This window comes from Exiguobacterium sp. KJ 601, assembly GCF_027161185.1.
Taxonomy (GTDB): Bacteria; Bacillota; Bacilli; order Exiguobacteriales; family Exiguobacteriaceae; genus Exiguobacterium; species Exiguobacterium profundum.
On record NZ_JADHZG010000001.1, the window covers coordinates 1,978,765 to 1,996,722 of the forward strand.

General features: G+C 48.9%; 17 protein-coding genes. 2 read left to right on the forward strand and 15 right to left on the reverse strand.

The window, feature by feature from the left end:
* Nucleotides 1–92 precede the first annotated feature (92 nt).
* On the forward strand, nt 93–473 hold the full coding sequence (locus IRJ25_RS10090) for a truncated hemoglobin (protein WP_015880960.1): 381 nt from the start codon (nt 93–95) through the stop codon (nt 471–473).
* 55 nt (nt 474–528) lie between these two features.
* Nucleotides 529–915, forward strand: coding sequence for a hypothetical protein (locus IRJ25_RS10095; protein ID WP_015880959.1), 387 nt, complete (start codon nt 529–531; stop codon nt 913–915).
* A gap of 28 nt (nt 916–943) precedes the next feature.
* Here IRJ25_RS10095 and IRJ25_RS10100 read toward each other — a convergent pair whose 3' ends face one another.
* The 15 genes from IRJ25_RS10100 to hemE all read right to left on the reverse strand — a co-directional run bounded on the left by IRJ25_RS10100 (nt 944) and on the right by hemE (nt 17,954).
* Nucleotides 944–1,354: a hypothetical protein gene (locus tag IRJ25_RS10100; RefSeq protein ID WP_074037659.1), complete on the reverse strand. Its 411-nt coding sequence runs from the start codon at nt 1,352–1,354 to the stop codon at nt 944–946.
* Between the two features lie 127 nt (nt 1,355–1,481).
* Entirely contained in the window at nt 1,482–4,550 is a 3,069-nt protein-coding gene (locus tag IRJ25_RS10105; protein ID WP_269318219.1) for an efflux RND transporter permease subunit, read from the reverse strand.
* Nucleotides 4,551–4,636: 86 nt separating this feature from the next.
* Nucleotides 4,637–5,107 carry a competence protein ComK gene (locus IRJ25_RS10110; protein WP_074037660.1) on the reverse strand — a complete coding sequence of 157 codons (471 nt, stop codon included), beginning with the start codon at nt 5,105–5,107 and terminating at the stop codon, nt 4,637–4,639.
* Nucleotides 5,108–5,234: 127 nt separating this feature from the next.
* Entirely contained in the window at nt 5,235–6,575 is a 1,341-nt protein-coding gene (locus IRJ25_RS10115) for a sensor histidine kinase (RefSeq protein ID WP_269318220.1), read from the reverse strand.
* A gap of 26 nt (nt 6,576–6,601) precedes the next feature.
* Nucleotides 6,602–7,264 (reverse strand): response regulator transcription factor, encoded by a 663-nt coding sequence (locus IRJ25_RS10120; protein ID WP_015880954.1) that lies wholly within the window; start codon nt 7,262–7,264, stop codon nt 6,602–6,604.
* Between the two features lie 311 nt (nt 7,265–7,575).
* Nucleotides 7,576–7,782: a copper chaperone CopZ gene (gene copZ, locus IRJ25_RS10125; RefSeq protein WP_074037662.1), complete on the reverse strand. Its 207-nt coding sequence runs from the start codon at nt 7,780–7,782 to the stop codon at nt 7,576–7,578.
* Entirely contained in the window at nt 7,779–9,890 is a 2,112-nt protein-coding gene (locus tag IRJ25_RS10130) for a heavy metal translocating P-type ATPase (protein ID WP_214782213.1), read from the reverse strand. The genes copZ and IRJ25_RS10130 overlap by 4 nt, the downstream gene beginning before the upstream one ends.
* A gap of 11 nt (nt 9,891–9,901) precedes the next feature.
* On the reverse strand, nt 9,902–10,204 hold the full coding sequence (locus tag IRJ25_RS10135; protein WP_196431483.1) for a metal-sensitive transcriptional regulator: 303 nt from the start codon (nt 10,202–10,204) through the stop codon (nt 9,902–9,904).
* Nucleotides 10,205–10,295: 91 nt separating this feature from the next.
* On the reverse strand, nt 10,296–11,843 hold the full coding sequence (locus IRJ25_RS10140; RefSeq protein WP_211781599.1) for a long-chain-fatty-acid--CoA ligase: 1,548 nt from the start codon (nt 11,841–11,843) through the stop codon (nt 10,296–10,298).
* A 100-nt stretch (nt 11,844–11,943) separates the two neighbouring features.
* Nucleotides 11,944–12,417, reverse strand: a complete 474-nt coding sequence (locus IRJ25_RS10145; RefSeq protein WP_214817679.1) for a PTS sugar transporter subunit IIA — start codon at nt 12,415–12,417, stop codon at nt 11,944–11,946.
* Between the two features lie 147 nt (nt 12,418–12,564).
* The gene (locus IRJ25_RS10150) at nt 12,565–13,554 is read right to left on the reverse strand and encodes a lipoate--protein ligase (RefSeq protein ID WP_269318221.1); all 990 of its coding nucleotides are present in this window, start codon (nt 13,552–13,554) and stop codon (nt 12,565–12,567) included.
* Between the two features lie 71 nt (nt 13,555–13,625).
* The gene (locus IRJ25_RS10155; RefSeq protein WP_214782204.1) at nt 13,626–14,513 is read right to left on the reverse strand and encodes a Cof-type HAD-IIB family hydrolase; all 888 of its coding nucleotides are present in this window, start codon (nt 14,511–14,513) and stop codon (nt 13,626–13,628) included.
* An 87-nt stretch (nt 14,514–14,600) separates the two neighbouring features.
* Nucleotides 14,601–15,986 (reverse strand): protoporphyrinogen oxidase, encoded by a 1,386-nt coding sequence (hemG, locus tag IRJ25_RS10160; protein ID WP_214782201.1) that lies wholly within the window; start codon nt 15,984–15,986, stop codon nt 14,601–14,603.
* Entirely contained in the window at nt 15,979–16,908 is a 930-nt protein-coding gene (gene hemH, locus IRJ25_RS10165) for a ferrochelatase (RefSeq protein WP_214782198.1), read from the reverse strand. The genes hemG and hemH overlap by 8 nt, the downstream gene beginning before the upstream one ends.
* Complete coding sequence (gene hemE / locus IRJ25_RS10170) at nt 16,905–17,954, reverse strand: uroporphyrinogen decarboxylase (protein WP_269318223.1); 1,050 nt, start codon at nt 17,952–17,954, stop codon at nt 16,905–16,907. The genes hemH and hemE overlap by 4 nt, the downstream gene beginning before the upstream one ends.
* Nucleotides 17,955–17,958: the final 4 nt, after the last annotated feature.

Here is a 17,958-nt window from a genome sequence, read left to right on the forward strand (position 1 = left end):
CTCTTCTACACCTTGTCCAAAAAAGTAACAGCCTACATCATTCCCTTTTTCGATTGAAATCGATTAGACTGAACGTATGAGGGGGAATATATGTGAGTGCCTATGAACAATTTGGAGGCGAACGTGGTGTACAACAACTCGTTGACGCGTTCTATGACCTCGTCTATGCCGATCCAATTTTACTTCCACTATTTCCGGAAGATCAAGATCGAGTCAAACAGCACCAATTTGAATTTTTAACACAGTTGCTCGGCGGTCCAAAGTTGTATTCGGAACGTCGTGGCGGTGGAAACTTGGCGATGATTCATCATGAGCATCCTATTTCTGAGACACATGCCGGCCATTGGCTTGGATGTATGGAACAGGCGCTCAAGACCGTGGATGCCCCAGAATCGATCAAACGTCAGTTATTTCAACGGTTGATCATGTCATCTTCGAATGTCGTCCGTGTTTGTTCGCATCATTTTGAGTAGTCACAACTATAAAAAGTGGGTATGATAGGAAAGTAAGCAAAGGAGGTCGTTTCACATGACAGAAGAAGAAAAAAAAGAAGTCGTCTCATCTGAGGAAGAGACGGAAGAAAAAGAAGAAACGGTAGTCCTCGCCGACGCGCTTGATGAAGCTAACGAAGCTGCTGAAGCAGAAGAAGATGAGGACGATGATGAGGATCAGCCGGAAGAGAAGAACATGGACCACATCAAAGGCGTCTTCAACTATGATCATGAAAATGGTCGTGAATACCGTGTCGTCTTTTACAACGATCGCAAAAACTTAGTGTTCCGTGAACTCGGTAATGGCAAGGTTGAATTTGTCGGCCGCTTCTCGGATGATGCATACGATGAAGAGAATGAAGCAGAAATGCGTGAACTCGGTCAACGTGAACTCGAGCGCATCCTCGCTGAACGCTTCAACTAAAAAAATCGCCGAAATTTCGGCGATTTTTTTAGTTCTTCTTATTCCGCTTCTTTTTGCGAAGTGCATAGGCGACACCGGCAATCCCACCGACGACCGCGAGTCCAGCAACGACCGGAACGAGAACACGTTTCGTTGGAATCATCTCTTTCACACGTTCATATGGCGTTGGTGTCGAGAACTCTAATTGTACGGCTGTATCGCCATGTCCATGCGCCCGCGCTTTGCGTGATGCATCCGTGACGACCACACGTCCCGTTGTCCAGCGACGATTGCCGTATTCGTCTACGTACGGACGACGTACACGTTTCACATCACGTACCACCTTCCCACGTGCGCGATCTGGTCGGACGACGCGTTCACTCGACCACGATCGGCTCCCAGTCACACTGTACGCCGGTCGTACTTTGCGGCGATTGAGCCAAGTATATGAATCGTTCATCTTCAATTCCCTCCCATACTGTTCAAAACCTCTCTTCTAATTATACCCATACAACATCACCCAAAACATGTGACAAATAGTTCAAAAAAAGATGTGACACCATACGGCATCACATCTTCAAGCTAAATCATTCTGTAAATGGTTTGTCCTTATGACGACGTTTCGCCAAAATCAGGTAGTACGCCGGGACAAGGACGAGAGTCAACACAGTTGAGAATAGAATACCCGATACGATGCCGATCGCAAGCGGTTTGAAGAGCGGGTCTTCCCCAAGTGCGACTGGCAAGAGGGCAACGACTGCCGTGAGCGCCGTCAAGAGAATCGGACGAATCCGAGCGCGCCCTGCTTCGTAAACGGCGGTTGTGACCGGTAATCCTTCACGAATGCGTTGTTCGATAAACTCGAACAGGACGACTGCGTTCCGAACGACGATTCCCGCAAGTGAGACCATCCCCATCGATGCCATGAAACTGAACGGCGTCTGTGTCACGAACAATCCGACGACCGCTCCAGCAATCGCGAGATAGATTGTGAACAAGACGAGTAACGGCAACGAGAGTGAATTGAACTGGAATGCGATGATCAAGTAAATCAAGAACAAAACGACGACGAACAATGTCGCAAGTTCTAAGAAGAACTCGTTCTGCGTGTCGCTCGCACCGGACTGGTCGAACGTGATTCCTTCATCTTCTAACCCCGACTTCGCGTCATCCAACACCTGCTCGACATCTTGTTTAAATGCCTCTTCATCCGTGCCTTCGCTTGCATAGATTTGGAGTGTGACCGAGCGCTCCCCGTTCTCACGAGGAATCTGTTGAATTTGTTCCGTCGTCGTCTCCGTCACGAACGTACTGAGTGGTGCAACAGGTGGACCTGCTTCTGTTTCGACAGGAACTAAAATCTCGTCAAGGGCAAGTGCTTCGCGGTTCGCCTCTGCATCAATGACGATTTTCACGTCACGCTGCTCTACCCCGTCATCGAATGTACCAATTGGAACACCGTCTGTGACGAGACGAATTTGATCACTGATTGTTTTAGCCGTCACGCCGGCCTGTGCCATTTCCTCACGATTCAATTCGTATGTGAGTGTTTGGAACGGTTCTTTAATATTATCGAGGACGATTGCCCCGTCAATCTCTTCAAGGTCAGCCTTCACTTGGTCACGTGCAGCCACGAGCTGATCAATCGTCTCGCTCCGCATCGTGAATTCGACAGGTGCCGATGCCGGCGGTCCTTGTTGTTGCGTATCTAGGAAGATTTCGGCATCTGGATAGTCTTCACGCAACACGTTCGTATACTTATCAATCAATTCGATGGCATCGATTGACTCGTTGTCGACACGAACGACCACTTGTCCCGTGTTTTCACCTGACTGATCGAGTCCACCTGTGAATAAACCAGGAAGACCTCCACCTGCGAAGACGGATGTTTCCACGACACCCTCTTCTTCTTTGAATCTCGCTTCAATTTCTTCAAGACGTGCCTCCGTCTCGTCCAAATCGGTTTGAACGGGGAAGGTCACGCTGGTCACGACTTCCGGACGGTTCGCGGCCGGGAAGAATTCAAACGGCGTGAGTAAGATCAAACCGTACAATGCCGTCGTGATAACAAATCCAACAATCCCAAACGTCCATGGCCGCTTCGCGACACTCGGTAAGAGGCGGTCGGCGTAGAAATTACTGAGTCGGTTAAGCGGTCCACCGAGCCAACCTGGTTCACGTTTTGATACTTTCACTTCTTTACGATTCAAACGATACTGCGCAATCGGTACGAGCGTCAAACTGATGACCATCGAGGCCAAGACAGAGAGGGCTAGCACCGTCGGTAAGGCGCGAATAAAGTTTCCGTTTGCGCCCGATAGCAAGGTGAGCGGAAGGAAAGCAAAGACGACCGCGAGTGTCGACGTGACAATCGAGCCCCATACCTCTTTCGTTCCTCGGACTGCTCCAAGCATCGCCGAGTCTCCGTTACGATAACGTCGTAAGATGTTGTCATTGACGACAATCGCATCATCAACCAAGATCCCTAAGGCGATGATTGCCCCGATAATCGAGATTTGGTTCAAATCGACCCCGGTGAACTGTAACGGGATCAAGGCGATCAAGAATGACAACGGAATTGCCAGACTGACGATAATCGAGCCAGAGAATGTTAGACCAATCGTCGTCACGGCAATAACGGCGATAATGGCGACAATAAATTCACGAGTCAACGATGAGAAAATCGCATCGACTGCTTTCGCTTGTTCATAATAAGGAACGAGCTCAAAACCATCTAAGTCTCCAAGTTCTGTTTCGACCACGTCATTGACGCGGTCTTGCATCGTTGGAATATCCAAGCCTGATTCAATCGGAACTGTAATCGAAACAGCCGGCTTTCCGTCTAATGAAACGAGATCGGTTTCACTTTTCGCTGTCTCTTCGACCGTTCCGACGTCTGCTAGTAAGACAGGTGCCCCATTGAATGAGCCGACGATGACTTGCTCCATGTCGTCTACATTCGTCAAGTTATCGATTGCTAGTTGATAAATCCCCTCTTTAGTCGATTGACGTCCGAGCGGTGTCGTCTTGTATTCTTCGTTAATGGCCGTTAACACATCAGGAAAGGCAAGTTGACGTGAATTCAGCTCTTCAGAATCAAGTGACACAACATACTCCTGCTCTGGTAACCCTCTGATCGTGACTCCCGTCACGCCATCCGTTCGCAAAAGTTTCGACTCTAATTGTTCGATGTCTGATCGAACATCCTCAAATGATTCACGATCGTCTGCTGTCAATAAATACGATGCGACAGGTAACTGCCCGAGTGAATCATTGACCGTTGGCGCAAGCGCGTTTTCAGGAAGTTTAGGTGTCGCATCCGACAACGCTTGTCGAACGTTCGCCTGAAACTCTGCCTGATCGGTTCCATCCGCATACTCGACCGTGATGTTCGAGAACTCTGAAGCCGAAATCGACGTCACGTTCTCTACTCCTTCTAAGCTACGTAGTTCCTCTTCTAACACGCCGGTAACATTCCGTTCAACCGTTTCCGCTGTCGCACCAGGATACGGTGTTTGAACGAGTACGATATTGATCCCGGTTTCCGGAATCTCACGTTTAGGGAGCTGGAAGAACGTCAGCACACCCACGACGATTGCGACGAGAAGAAACACGATAACCAGTTTCCCTCGCTCAATCATTTTTTCAAAAAACATAAAAACCCCTCGCTTTCGGAAGATGTGCAAATACACATATGATATCTCTTCTTCATCATAGAGGGGTTTGTCATTGAATTCAATCCTTAAGCGTGTTGCAATGTGCTGTCATGGAAACGTTTTTGAAAAGCGTACGATAATTCGATTGACCGCTGTTTTTGTCTAGACACGGTATGGTCGGACACGTGTACCTTGACCGATTCCCCCGTCAAAAACTGAATGAGTGTCTCTTTACCATCTCTCTTGATGGCCGTCACGTGTTGAAAGTTAATCCACGCACAATCCGGACTTTCTTTGGCAATCGTCGGAAAGAAGACGGCATCCGCATGCCAATCCATGACGACCGGCGTCTTTCGATGTGGTCCGAGGACGTGTCGCGCTGCCTCGATTCGACCTTGAATGCTCGACCCGTAGTATAGACATGCATGTTCCAATAAGTCGATTGGCGACCCCTTTACCCGCATGACGCCTTCCGGTTGATACACAAGTGTCTCCGCTTCGCCAAACTCGTTAAATACAGGAATTAAAGCTCTCGTTTCATTGGTCAATCTGCTCATCTTTTCATCCCCCATAACGTATGTAGTGACTTACATGTCATTCATACCAGGATTTGATCCGCCCCGCAAATCGGCTTTCGTCTATTTCCCATGAAAAAACCAGCCGTTTCCTGGCTGGTTTTGAAAATCAAGCATTCGATTTTAAAGGTTGGTTCGACTTGAGTCGGGGAAAGTAAAATCGCACTGAAGTTCCGTCACCTGTATTTCGCAGAGACACTTCCCCTGTGTGAAGCGTCACAATTCGCTGCACGATGAACAGACCGAGTCCGAACTTCCCTTGCTTCCCTCGAGAGAATTGGTGGAACAAGTCTAAACTCTCATCAACTGGTGGCCCATCGTTAAAGATGGTGATTTCCACGCCGGCGTCATCTTGACGTAGGTCGATGCGGATGCAGGATTCCGCGTAACGGAGTGCATTGTCGAGCACGTTCTCAAACGCGACCCGAATCTGTTCACCATCGCCAAGCATCTCGCCGCCTTCTCCATTGATTTCCCAATCGAGCTGGCCTCTGAGTTTGAAGCGCGCGACGAGCAGTTCCATCAACTTGTCGAGATTGATTGGTTCGAGTTTCATTTCTTGTCCTTTGAAATATTCAAGTTTTGTAACGTACAACAAATCGACGACTTTCTTCTCGAGTCGAGACGCTTCCTCATCAATGACCTCGGCAGAACCTTTCAAATCTCCTGTCGGATAAATCCCATCCCCAATCGACTGGGCATATCCACGAATGACCATGATCGGTGTCTTTAAGTCATGGGATATGTTTTGAAGCAACGCTTGTTGTGCCAAATCCTGCTCTTTTAATTCCTTACGCATGGCATCAATCGAATGGGCCAACTGACCGAGTTCATCTTGACGATCTAATGGTAAAGCGGTCTCCCACTGTCGATTCGAAATCTTCTCAACGGCCCGTTCCATCTCCACGATCGGTTTCGTCAATTGCCGCGACATCAATAAGGCGGGGATAAGCGATAAGAGACTGATGATACCTATCAGAATCGATATTCGCAAATATAATGTCGACACCAACTCACGACGATAGGCATCCCATGCGTAAGAGGCTTGATACACAATCGTTCCATCGTATTCATTTTGACGAATGATGTAATAGACGTCCTCTCCGTCAATCGTAGTCTGATACCGTTCGACCTGACCACTTTGATTTAACGCTTCCTGATACATGCGGTTCGTCAATTCAAGCGGTGCCGATCCGTAGATGATCCGTCCGTTCGGGAGAAAGATCAATTGGTTGACCGAACGGGACTCTTGTTGGCGTCGATCATACTCAATCGGGTTTTGGGGATAATTCTCTAACTCATTCGTGTTCCCTAAATAATAGTCCACATCTCGTAACGTCTCATATACTTGTTCATCGATGAACTGGGTGATGGATGAACGGACCGTAATCAAAATCATGAGCGCGAGCGTCACGATAATGAGTAAGATGAGCACCCAAATCTTCCACATGAGCCGCTTCGGTTTAAGGGCGTCCATCATGGTCTGACGAGACGGTAACCGATACCGTAAAGCGTTTCGAGCTCGAGACGGTGTAATTTTTTCCGGACACGACGCACCAAGTCATCGACGACGCGGTCCGATCCGAAGTAGTCGTTCCCCCAAACACCTTCTAGAATCTGCTCACGCGACAAGGCAGAGCCCGGATGCTCGAGGAAGAGTAGCAGTAAATCGAATTCTTTCGAAGTCAAATCGATTTCTTCGTCTCCGTGCTTGATTAGACGTTTATCCGGATAAATCGTGTACTCCCCGTATTCGATATGCTCGTTCGACTTCGAACCGTAGACACGATCAATCAATTTTTTGACACGGATGACAAGTTCCCTTGGAAGGAACGGTTTGGCGATGTAGTCATCCGAACCCATCTCGAGTCCGATGATTTTGTCGATATCCTCATCGCGCGCCGAAATGAAAATCGTCGGCGTATTCGCATTGACGGCTTTGATTTGTTTCAACAATTGAAATCCATCCAAGTCTGGCAACATGATATCGAGCACCCACAAATCCGGTTGATCTGGAATCGCTTCTTGTGCAGATGTCCCATCCGCAAATGAGCGAACGTTGTATCCTTCCTGTTCTAGATACGTGACGAGCATTTTATTTAAGTTTGCTTCATCGTCGACTAAGTAGATTGTATACATTCAAGTCACCTCAACACGTTTTTTCTCATCATATCAAACAATTGTCGTGAAATGATGGGAAAGAAATGAAGTCAAAGAAAAAAGAAGGCAACGAAATCGCACCTTCTTCAGCGTACTGAATTTGTTCGTAACTGTTGCGTCAAAAATGCCGCGCCCCCACTAATCATCGCCAACACTCCACTGATCATGATCAATTCCATGATGTCCGCCTCCCGTTGATACCGATTCTCATTATCAACTTAAATATAGCACACATCCTTTTCGTTGAATACCACAAAAAAAGTCCCGATTTCACTCGAGACTTTTGATGATTATGCTTTTACGTCATATCCTTGTTCCTCGACTGCCTCCACCATCGTCTCAAGTGAGACAGAATCTTGATGGATCACGTCGACTCGATGCTCTTGAAGCGATACCGTCGCTGATTCGACACCATTCAATTCATTTAATGCTCCTTCAACGGCAGCTTTGCAATGATTACATGTCATACCTTCTACGGTTAACGTTGTTTCTTTCATGATGATGATCCTCCTTGTGTTTTTAATCGTAATGCGTTCAAGACGACAGACACCGAACTGAACGCCATCGCTGCTCCAGCAATCCATGGGGCAAGTAACCCTGCTGCAGCGACCGGGATACCAAGACTATTATAGGCAAGGGCCCAGAACAAGTTTTGACGAATGTTCTTCATCGTCAAACGACTCATATTCATCGCTCGACTCACGCCTTCAATGTCTTGCCCTACAATTGTAACATCTGCCGCCTCGAGTGCGACATCCGTACCGCTCCCGAATGCGATCCCAACGTCCGCCACCGCAAGTGCCGGGGCATCGTTCATGCCGTCCCCTACCATGGCAACGCGACCGGATTGTTTTAAGCGTTCGATTTGGTCCGCCTTTTCAACCGGAAGGACTTCGGCAATCACTTGATGATGAGGGATGCCAAGTTCGTCGGCAATCGCGTAGGCGACTTCTTTCCGGTCACCCGTCAAGACGTACACGTCACGCGTTTGACTAAGGGCTTGCACGACTTCACGACTTTTCGGTTTCAATTGATCTTGTAGCCCGAACGCCGCGACAATCCCGCTCTCATCCGCAACGTAGACCGGGGTCATCGCCCCCATCGACCAATCTGGCAAGTTGTATCCGAGCTCTTCCATCATTCGAACAGACCCGATGATGAGTTCTTTCCCATCCACGACCGCTTTGACTCCTCGTCCGGCTAACTCTTCCACTTTCGTCACGACACCGTCGCCGACTTCCCGACCGATGGCAGCTGCCAAAGGATGCGTCGATTGCCGTTCTGCCATGACGGCACGGCGGAGCATCGCTTCATCTCCGAACGTTTCCACCACTTCCGGTGTCCCGTTCGTCAATGTCCCTGTTTTATCAAAAACAACGATGTTTGATTCATTGAGTGATTCGAGTTGCCCCCCACCTTTGAACAACACACCTTGTTCTGCCGCTCGTCCCGTTCCGACCATGATCGATGTCGGAGTTGCCAAACCGAGGGCACACGGACAGGCGATGACAAGTACGGCAATCGATGCCCGAATGGCCGTATCGATATCATTTAATAGGAATGCCCAGACCGCGAATGTGAGGGCACTGATGGCTACGACAATCGGCACGAAGACACCCGAGATGCGGTCAGCCTGACGTTGAATCGGCGCCTTATCTGTTTGTGCCTGTTCGACGACACGTACGATTTGAGCGAGCATCGTCTCTTTCCCGACTCGTTCCGCCCGCATGAGAATGCGATGGGACTGATTGATCGTTCCGCCGACGACTTCGGTGTCGACCGTCTTCTCCGCTGGAATCGATTCTCCTGTCAACATCGACTCATCGATGACTGTCTCTCCCTCGATGATTCGTCCATCGACTGGAATTTTCTCTCCCGGACGCACGACGAGGACGTCTCCTACTTTGACGAGTTCGACAGCGACAGACCGTTCTTCACCATCAACGAACAGGATGGCTTCTTTCGCCTGAAGCGACAAGAGTGATTTCAACGCATCGGTCGTCTTCTCTTTCGCTCGTCCTTCTAACCACTTCCCAAGTAAGACGAGCGTGATGAGGACGGCACTCGTCTCAAAATAGAGATGTGGATTCATCGGGTGCACAATCATTTCAAAAATGGAATAGAAGTATGCGGCCGATGTCCCCGTCGCGACGAGCACGTCCATGTTCGCCGAACCGCTCTTCAAGCTCTTATATGCCCCTTGATAAAACTGCGCCCCAATCCAAAACTGAACGGGGGTCGCCAGGGCGAATTGCCACCATGGGTTCATCAGCCATGGTGCATGAAATCCGAGTCCCGGGATATGCGTCAACATGACGAGGAGTAATGGGGCCGACAACAGTGCAGAGATGATGACCTTCCGCTGTAATGGACGTAAGTCATGCGGCGGCGCCATCTCTACTTTAGGCTCGGCCCCGTATCCGATTTTCTCAATCCGCGCGATCAGCTCTTCTTCTGTAATGCCTTCATCGACACGAATGGTCGCCGTCTCAAGCGGAAGGTTGACCGTCGCTTCCACTCCGTCCATCTTATTCAATACTTTTTCAATTCGTGCCGAACAAGCCGCACAGGTCATTCCTTGTATGGATAACTCAACGGTTTTCATGACATCCCTCCTTATTTTTTGATGCGGCTGACGATCGTCATCAACTCATCAATGTAAGGTTCCATGTTTTCCGTCTCGCTTGCGTGAACCAAACACTTGCGCATATGACGCTCTAACAGTTGCATCTCGACTTGCTTCAGAGCGGCCTGAATGGCTGACGTCTGAGTCAAAATATCGACACAATAGCGGTCGTTCTCGACCATCTTTTGAATCCCTCGGACTTGTCCTTCGATTCGTTTTAGACGTTTCCCGAGCGCCTCCCGTTCGGCATCATCACGCGGAACGAGTGGTTGGTCATGCATAAATTCACCCATGTTGATCACCTCACCATTAATATACCCCTACCCCGTAATAGTGTCAAACAAAAAGAAAAATAAAAGAGCGAACTAAGTCGCCCTTCTCTACTCAACTATTTTGAAATGCTTCGCTCTTCAAGACCGTTCGTAAAATCTTTCCGGTCGTGTTTCGCGGAAGTTCCTCGATGATCTCAATATAAGTCGGTTGCTTATATTTCGCCAACTTTGTTTGTGTGTAAGCACGAATGTCCTCTTTCGTCACATTTTCATGTTTCGTGACGACGAATGCCTTCACCGCTTCTCCTTGTTCCGCATCCGGCACACCGATGACGGCAGCTTCGACGATATCCGGATGTTGATACAATACTTCCTCTACCTCACGAGGGTATACGTTATAGCCCCCGACGATGACCATATCCTTCTTCCGGTCGACGATATAGAAGTAACCATCTTCGTCACGTCGCGCCAAATCGCCCGTATAGAGCCATCCGTCCCGAAGTGTCATCATCGTCTCTTCCGGTAACTTGTAATACCCTTTCATGACGTTCGGTCCACGTACAATCAATTCCCCGACTTCACCGACGCCGACTTCTTCCCCAAGCTCGTCGACGACTTTATTTTCGACGTGAACGATGGAAGGGCCGATCGATCCGGCTTTTCGCTCGCCATGGAGCGGGTTGAAGCAGGTAACCGGTGACGCCTCCGACAGACCGTATCCTTCAAGAATCTTGCACTCGAACATCTGCTCAAACGACTCGAGCAACTGAACCGGTAAGCTTGCCCCTCCTGAGACGAACACGCGGACATGCTTCAATGCAGACGTGTAGGCCGGTACTTTCATCGCCGTCTGTAACAAGAAATTGTACATCGTCGGCACACCGGCAAATAACGTCACACGGTGCTTTGGTACTAGGTCGAACACATCTTGTGGTGAGAACTTCGGTAAGATGACAATCGTCGCCCCTCGAAGGAGTGGTGCATTGACGATGACCGTCAAACAGAAAACGTGGAACATCGGCAATGCCGCCAATGCCTTATCCTCTGGAGTGATGTCTAAATACTCTCCGATTGAATGTGCGTTTGAGAACAAGTTTCGATGCGTGAGCAGAGCCCCTTTCGGTTTTCCGGTCGTCCCACTCGTATAGAGGATGACGGCAACTTCATCCTCGTCGACTTCGATGAACGTCCCTTCTGCTTCGGCAAACGCTTCTACGAATGGGATGAATTCAATCGCCCCTTCCCGCTTCAATGCTGGAACATCGGCATATGGAACGGAAATCACGAGTTTTAAGTGAGGCAACTTCGTGAGTGCCGCTTCCGCCTGCGCGACGAGCGGTGATAAGCCAACGATTCCCTTTACATCCCCATCAAGTAGAATGTAGGCCATTTCATCAGGCGTGTATGTAGGGTTGATCGGAATGACGACCCCTCCACGTGACAACACTGCGAAATATGCAATCAGGAACGCAGGGCTGTTTCCGAGAACGAGAGCGACGTGATCGCCTTGTCCAATCCCTTTTTGCTCAAGCGTCGACGCCATCGCCTTGACTTGCCCATAAAACTGTCCGTAACTCACCGTGTCTTCCCCAAACACATACGCTGCTTTCTGCGGGTGAGCAATCACTACTTCTTGTAGTGACTTGACTAAGTTTGCCATGGTAATCCCCCTTTAAATGAATGATGATTCACTTTTGAGCCATAAAAAAGAGCACGTTGTCCGCGCTCTTTTCAATTACTTCTATTGTACATGAAATGTTTCAATAAGAAAACGCTTCCAAAAAGTTCGTCTGCAAGTGGAACAATCCGGCTCGACTTTTCACATGGACGAGCGCTTGAAGAGATTCATCATCCATGAGCAAATCATCAATCAGTTTATGATAGCTCTGTTTTTTTGATTCATTCGTAGCCGTAATCAATAAAATCGCTTTCGCTTGAATCGTTTCTCCCGTGATGGTTTTTACTTCACACGAGTTCAACAGGTGAAGCAGGGAAATGCCATCTCGTTTCGCTATAGAGATTGGAACATCAATGACCGCAACCGGCACAGCGACATCACTTACCCCGGAAGGAATAATCGATTCTTGATCGAGAACGACTCGCGTAAATGAAGAACTGACCATGCCTTTTCGTTCTAATTCAAGACCTACCGCCATCATCGCACGTTCAAATGTCGATTGTTCTGTCACCCACATCCGACTCGGGTCCATCCATTCACTGAGCCTTCGATACATAGTGATTCCTCCTATTTTTAATCAGCCGCTACGAAAGCGCTTGCACAAATTATGATACGCCTTCTCCCATCGAGGTGCAATCCGTATGATCAACGTTCACGAAACTGCCAAAAAAAGGCGACCTCCGTAGAGACCGCCATGACTAACTTAACTAATCAAATCGACTAATTCCTCGAGCTCGACATTTCCGAAGTAATGTTTCAAATCGAGTTGCATCAATTGCTCACGGATGGCCGCACGTTCGAAACGCGTCCCAACGAGCGCTTGCTCGACGTCTTGGATGTCACCGACACCAAAGAAATCTCCATAAATTTTCGCTTCTGTGATCGTTCCTTTGTTGACGTTCAAGCGGACATCGATCGTCCCGATTGGGAAACGACGTTTCGACTTAACATCGAACTTCGGCGACTTACCAAAGTTCCAGTCCCAGTTCGCATAGCGTTCTTTCGAGATATCATGGACGATTTCCCAATCCTCGTCGCGAAGCACATAGCGTTCCGGTTGTTCTCCATCATAAATCGAATGGAGGAGCGCCTCGACGAAATGTTCCATTTCCATCTCAAGCTCTAAAAATTCAGTAATGTTCGCCACACGGCTACGAACGGACTTGATTCCTTTTGAACGCATTTTCTCTTCCGAGACGTTAAGCGAGTTCACGACCTCTTCGATGTTCGAGTTGAACATGAGCGTCCCGTGGCTGAACATGCGTCCACGCGTCGTGAATTGGGCGTTCCCGCTAATTTTACGCTCACCAACCTGAATGTCGTTACGACCTGTCAGCTCTGCCTCGACACCGAGGTTACGAAGCGCATCCACAATCGGTTGTGTGAACTTCTTATAGTTGTTGAACGAGTTGCCATCGTCTTTTGTGATGAAGCTGAAGTTCAAGTTTCCTTCATCGTGATAGACAGCACCACCACCTGAGAGACGTCGAACGACATCGATGCCATTCTCTTCGATGTACTTCAAGTTGACTTCTTCTGATGTGTTTTGGTTTTTCCCAATGATGATGGACGGACCGTTAATATAGAACAAGAAGTAATCTTCATGGTCGACGTTCAGATGTTTAAGGATATACTCTTCAACCGCCAAGTTGATCTTCGGGTCGCGGATATCCGGATTAAAAATAAATTTCACAGTTTATTTCCTCCTAGTCGAATGTTCGTTACTCGTATTATACGAAACGAGACGAGTTCTCGACAAATCTTTTACTTCCACTCACCTGTCATCACGCGCTTCAATGCGTTCGCCACACCATACTCATCATGACGTTCGGTGACATGGTCACTGATGGCAATCAAGTCTTCGTGGCTATTGCCCATCGCAATCCCTTTACCGGCCACTTTGAACATCGGCACGTCATTCAAGTTATCCCCGATGACGACGACTTCAGATAAATCGATGCCATAGTGTTCAGCAAGTTTTGTCACACCGTTCCCTTTATCTGCACCGTGTGCCATCACTTCGATGTTGTCATTGCCTGAAGACGTGACATACACCCCTTCGACTTGGTCTTCGATTTCTTTCCAAAGCCCGTTCATCTTCTCGAGATGACTTGAGAACGCGATGAACTTATAGACACGTCCAGCTTCTTCTCGGATAAAGTTCTCAATGTCATCAACAATTTTGACGTCTTCATTGACGTAATAACGATTCTTAAAGAATTCGTACATTTCGAGCGAGCGGTCGTCACCATTCGCTTTCAAGTTTTTCATCGACGCTTCAATCAAGTCGCCACGGCTCGCTACGAGTCCCGCTTCTGTGTACATTTCGTAAAAGACGTCCGCATACTTGTCATCTTGATGAAGGACGTTGATGACTTGAAGCGCCTCATCAATCGTCAAATCGATTTCGTGAAGGACTTCTCCCGACGTGTCAAGCACGCGTCCCCCATTCGACGATACGATTGGGCAAGAGAGTCCGACCTCGTCTAAAATCTGTTTCGCATTCACATAGTTGCGCCCCGTCGCAATCGCAAAGCGAATTCCTGCCGCCTCTGCTTCACGAACGATCTCCGCTGTCTCATCCGCGATTTTGGTGTGGTTGTGCAAAATCGTACCGTCCATGTCTGATACAAAAAGTTTATACGTTGCCATCTTCCATCACTCCTTTTTCTCTTTCGCTTCTTACTATAACAAAAAGAGAGGGATTCGGAACAATCCGAACCCTCCCTTCATCAAATCTCAATTTTTTTCACGCAATGCTTTCACTTGTTCCCGTACACTCTTCACACAGTCCGGCATCCCAATCCCGTCATAGGCGATTCCGGCGAGAATGACGCCTGGGTATACCCGGCTCATCTCGGCCCGGAGTGCTTTGACACGGTCCGCATGAAAGACCGCATAAGGAGGCAGTCCATCACGAAGTCGACTGACGACTGTCTGAATCGGATCACGGTGAATTTTCATGAGACCACGAAGATCATGTAACGCTGTCTCGATGATTTCTTCATCGGATGCTTCGACAATCTCATCTGCCCCCGGGCGACCTAAAAAGACGCGAAGGACATGATATCCTTCCGGCACGGCATGTGGCCATTTCTGGTCGATGAACGTACATGCTGTGATCGTCACATCCGCTTCTTGACTCGTCACGAACCCTGTCCCGACGAACGGAAGCTCAATATCTTCTTTTTTGAAGACAAGTGAGCACGTCGCCGTCGCATGCGGCTTCATATCCGCTAAGAAGTCACTATCGACTTTCGGGAGGAACTGACGTATGAGACGCGGTGGGACCGTCAACACGAGATGGTCCGTGTCGATATCTCCGCGATTCGTGAAGAGGCGGTACCCGTCCTCACGCTCGGATACTTGTTCAACGGAACAGTTTAATACGATTTCAGTTCGGTCCAACCGTTCTGCCAAGCGGTCCGTCAGTGATTTGAGTCCACGTTTCAACGAGGCGAACTGACCAACCTTCTTTGCCCCGACTTCCGCGACTCGTTGCTCAGGACGTAAGTGTCGCATCCCTTCATACAAGTTGCCGTATTTCTTTTCTCCCTCGATGAACTGTGGGAATGTCGACATCGCACTCATTTGATCGATGTCTCCGGCATAGATACCAGAGAGTAACGGTTCAATCAATCGGTCGACGATTGGGTCCCCGACACGCTCACGAAGGTAGAGGCCGAGTGAGACGTCCGAGTCTGGCGCTTTTACATCTGGAGGGGACAGCAACATCTGCTTTAAGTCCTCGTGCTCTTCTTCCGAAAGCAACGTCGTCTCACGAAACGCATTGACGTCGAGCGGGATCCCCATCACCGTCTGTTTCGGAATCGGGTGGAGCCCGTCATGGTGAAGGACGTAAGCTTGACCGACGCCATTGCGAACGAGTTCATCGCCTAAACCGACGTCTTCAATCAATTCCGTCATCGCAGTCTTACGAAAGACATACGAGTCCGGACCACGTTCCACCGCAAACTCGCCCGTTTCATACGTATCAATCTTTCCTCCGAGGCGATCCGTCGCCTCGAGCAACGTGATGGTCACGTCTTCCGGCAAATAACGCTCTGCATAAAAAGCGGCGGTGAGACCTGTGATCCCACCACCGACAATCGTGAATTTACGCATGATGCACAATCACGCTTTCCATTCGATCCGCGATGGCTTCGATGAAGCTTCGCTCTGCATTTGGCATAGCCGGACGTGCGTAGTGAACACCGAGGCGGTCACAGACAACTTTACACTCGACGTCGTTATCGAACAATACTTCGAGATGGTCTGCAACAAAGCCGACCGGCGTATAGACGAACGCCTCGTAGCCGTACTTTTCATAAAGTTCAGCCGTCAAATCTTGGACATCTGGTCCAATCCATGGGTCCGGCGTGTTTCCTTCTGACTGCCAACCAATCTCATAATGTGGGACGCCTGTCTCAATGGCAATTTTATCAGCTGTTTCTTTCAACTGATCCGGATACGGGTCGCCACCAGCCAAGATTTTCTCAGGGAGACTATGCGCCGAAACGATGAGACATGTTTTTTCAGCCGGTACAGGCAATGCCGCATACGTATCGTTAATCGCATTCGCCCACCATTTGATAAACTTCGGCTCATCATACCACGACTCTACCGAACGAATGTCGATGCCATACTTCGCTGCTTCTTCATGAGCACGTCCGTTGTATGATTTGACGCTATATGACGAGTAATGAGGTGCTAAGACAACCGATACCGCCTCTTTGATGCCGTCGTTCGCCATTTGTGCGACCGCGTCTTCTACAAACGGTTCGATATGTTTTAGTCCGATATACAGTTTGAACTCGATCTCACCTACATGACGCTCGTTCAAGATGTCACGAAGCGTCTCCGCTTGATCGATCGTGATTTTTGCGAGTGGAGATACTCCACCAATCGCTTCGTAACGTTCCGTCAAATCTTGAAGTGCTTCCGGTGACGGTTTGCGTCCGTAGCGAATGTGCGTGTAATACCGCTCGATATCTTCTGGTTTGTACGGTGTACCGTACGCCATGACAAGTAGTCCGACTGTTTTCATGATTCGTTGCCTCCCATTTTTTCGCGTGAGTAGTCGTGAATGAATGCCGTCAATTTGACGAGTACGGCCGGGTCGACTTCAGGGAACACCCCATGTCCCAAGTTGAAGACGTAACCTGGCTGTTTCATTCCTTCATCTAAAATTTCCTTTACCTTCTCTTCGATGACCGGCCATGGAGCTAACAAGAACGACGGGTCTAGGTTTCCTTGAACCGCCTTTGTGATGCCACGGTCCCGTGCTTCCTTTACTGACAGACGCCAGTCAAGCCCGACCACATCAAGGGGAAGGTCGTGCCATTCCTCGATTTGATGACTCGCTCCGACACCGTGCATGATGAGCGGAATGTCGAGTGAACGTAGTTCTTTAAAAATACGCTCCGTCGTCGGTTTGATGTAACGTGCATAATCTTTGCGGCTTAGCGTCCCGACCCACGAATCAAACAATTGGAACGCTTGAATGCCGGCATCCGCTTGCGCCTTCGCATACGTGATGACCATGTCGCCGAGTTTTTCCATCAATGCATTCCATACATCCGGTTCTGCATACATGAGTGCTTTCGTACGATGGTAGTTCCGCGACGGTCCCCCTTCGATCATATAGCTCGCCAATGTGAACGGTGCGCCTGAGAAGCCGATAAGCGGAACTTCTAGTCGTTCCCGTAGTAGACGAATCGTGTCAAAGACGTATGAGATATCTTCCGGGTTTAACGGTTTCAAACGTTCCACATCTTCCATCGTTCGATATGGATTGTCGATGACCGGGCCAATCCCGCTCTTGATCTCGACGTCGACTCCCATAGACGGAAGTGGCGTCATGATGTCCTTATATAGAATGGCCGCGTCGACTCCGAGTTGTTTCACCGGAAGTTCCGTGACATATGCACAAAGTTCAGGATCATGCGTGATCTCGAATAGTGACCTCGTCTTTTTAATCTCTCGATATTCCGGTTGGTAGCGTCCGGCTTGGCGCATGTACCATACAGGTACATAATCTGTCGCCTCTCCTTTAAACGCTTTTAAAATAGTATCGTTCATACGTCGCGTCATTCCC

What these genes read in the sequence shown, in the direction of transcription:
- IRJ25_RS10095 (WP_015880959.1), top strand. Translation starts at nt 529, where the DNA reads ATGACAGAAGAAGAAAAAAAAGAAGTCGTCTCATCTGAGGAAGAGACG.
- IRJ25_RS10100 (WP_074037659.1), bottom strand. Translation starts at nt 1,354, where the DNA reads ATGAACGATTCATATACTTGGCTCAATCGCCGCAAAGTACGACCGGCG.
- IRJ25_RS10105 (WP_269318219.1), bottom strand. Translation starts at nt 4,550, where the DNA reads ATGTTTTTTGAAAAAATGATTGAGCGAGGGAAACTGGTTATCGTGTTT.
- IRJ25_RS10110 (WP_074037660.1), bottom strand. Translation starts at nt 5,107, where the DNA reads ATGAGCAGATTGACCAATGAAACGAGAGCTTTAATTCCTGTATTTAAC.
- IRJ25_RS10115 (WP_269318220.1), bottom strand. Translation starts at nt 6,575, where the DNA reads ATGTGGAAGATTTGGGTGCTCATCTTACTCATTATCGTGACGCTCGCG.
- IRJ25_RS10120 (WP_015880954.1), bottom strand. Translation starts at nt 7,264, where the DNA reads ATGTATACAATCTACTTAGTCGACGATGAAGCAAACTTAAATAAAATG.
- copZ (WP_074037662.1), bottom strand. Translation starts at nt 7,782, where the DNA reads ATGAAAGAAACAACGTTAACCGTAGAAGGTATGACATGTAATCATTGC.
- IRJ25_RS10130 (WP_214782213.1), bottom strand. Translation starts at nt 9,890, where the DNA reads ATGAAAACCGTTGAGTTATCCATACAAGGAATGACCTGTGCGGCTTGT.
- IRJ25_RS10135 (WP_196431483.1), bottom strand. Translation starts at nt 10,204, where the DNA reads ATGGGTGAATTTATGCATGACCAACCACTCGTTCCGCGTGATGATGCC.
- IRJ25_RS10140 (WP_211781599.1), bottom strand. Translation starts at nt 11,843, where the DNA reads ATGGCAAACTTAGTCAAGTCACTACAAGAAGTAGTGATTGCTCACCCG.
- IRJ25_RS10145 (WP_214817679.1), bottom strand. Translation starts at nt 12,417, where the DNA reads ATGTATCGAAGGCTCAGTGAATGGATGGACCCGAGTCGGATGTGGGTG.
- IRJ25_RS10155 (WP_214782204.1), bottom strand. Translation starts at nt 14,513, where the DNA reads ATGGCAACGTATAAACTTTTTGTATCAGACATGGACGGTACGATTTTG.
- hemG (WP_214782201.1), bottom strand. Translation starts at nt 15,986, where the DNA reads ATGCGTAAATTCACGATTGTCGGTGGTGGGATCACAGGTCTCACCGCC.
- hemH (WP_214782198.1), bottom strand. Translation starts at nt 16,908, where the DNA reads ATGAAAACAGTCGGACTACTTGTCATGGCGTACGGTACACCGTACAAA.
- hemE (WP_269318223.1), bottom strand. Translation starts at nt 17,954, where the DNA reads ATGACGCGACGTATGAACGATACTATTTTAAAAGCGTTTAAAGGAGAG.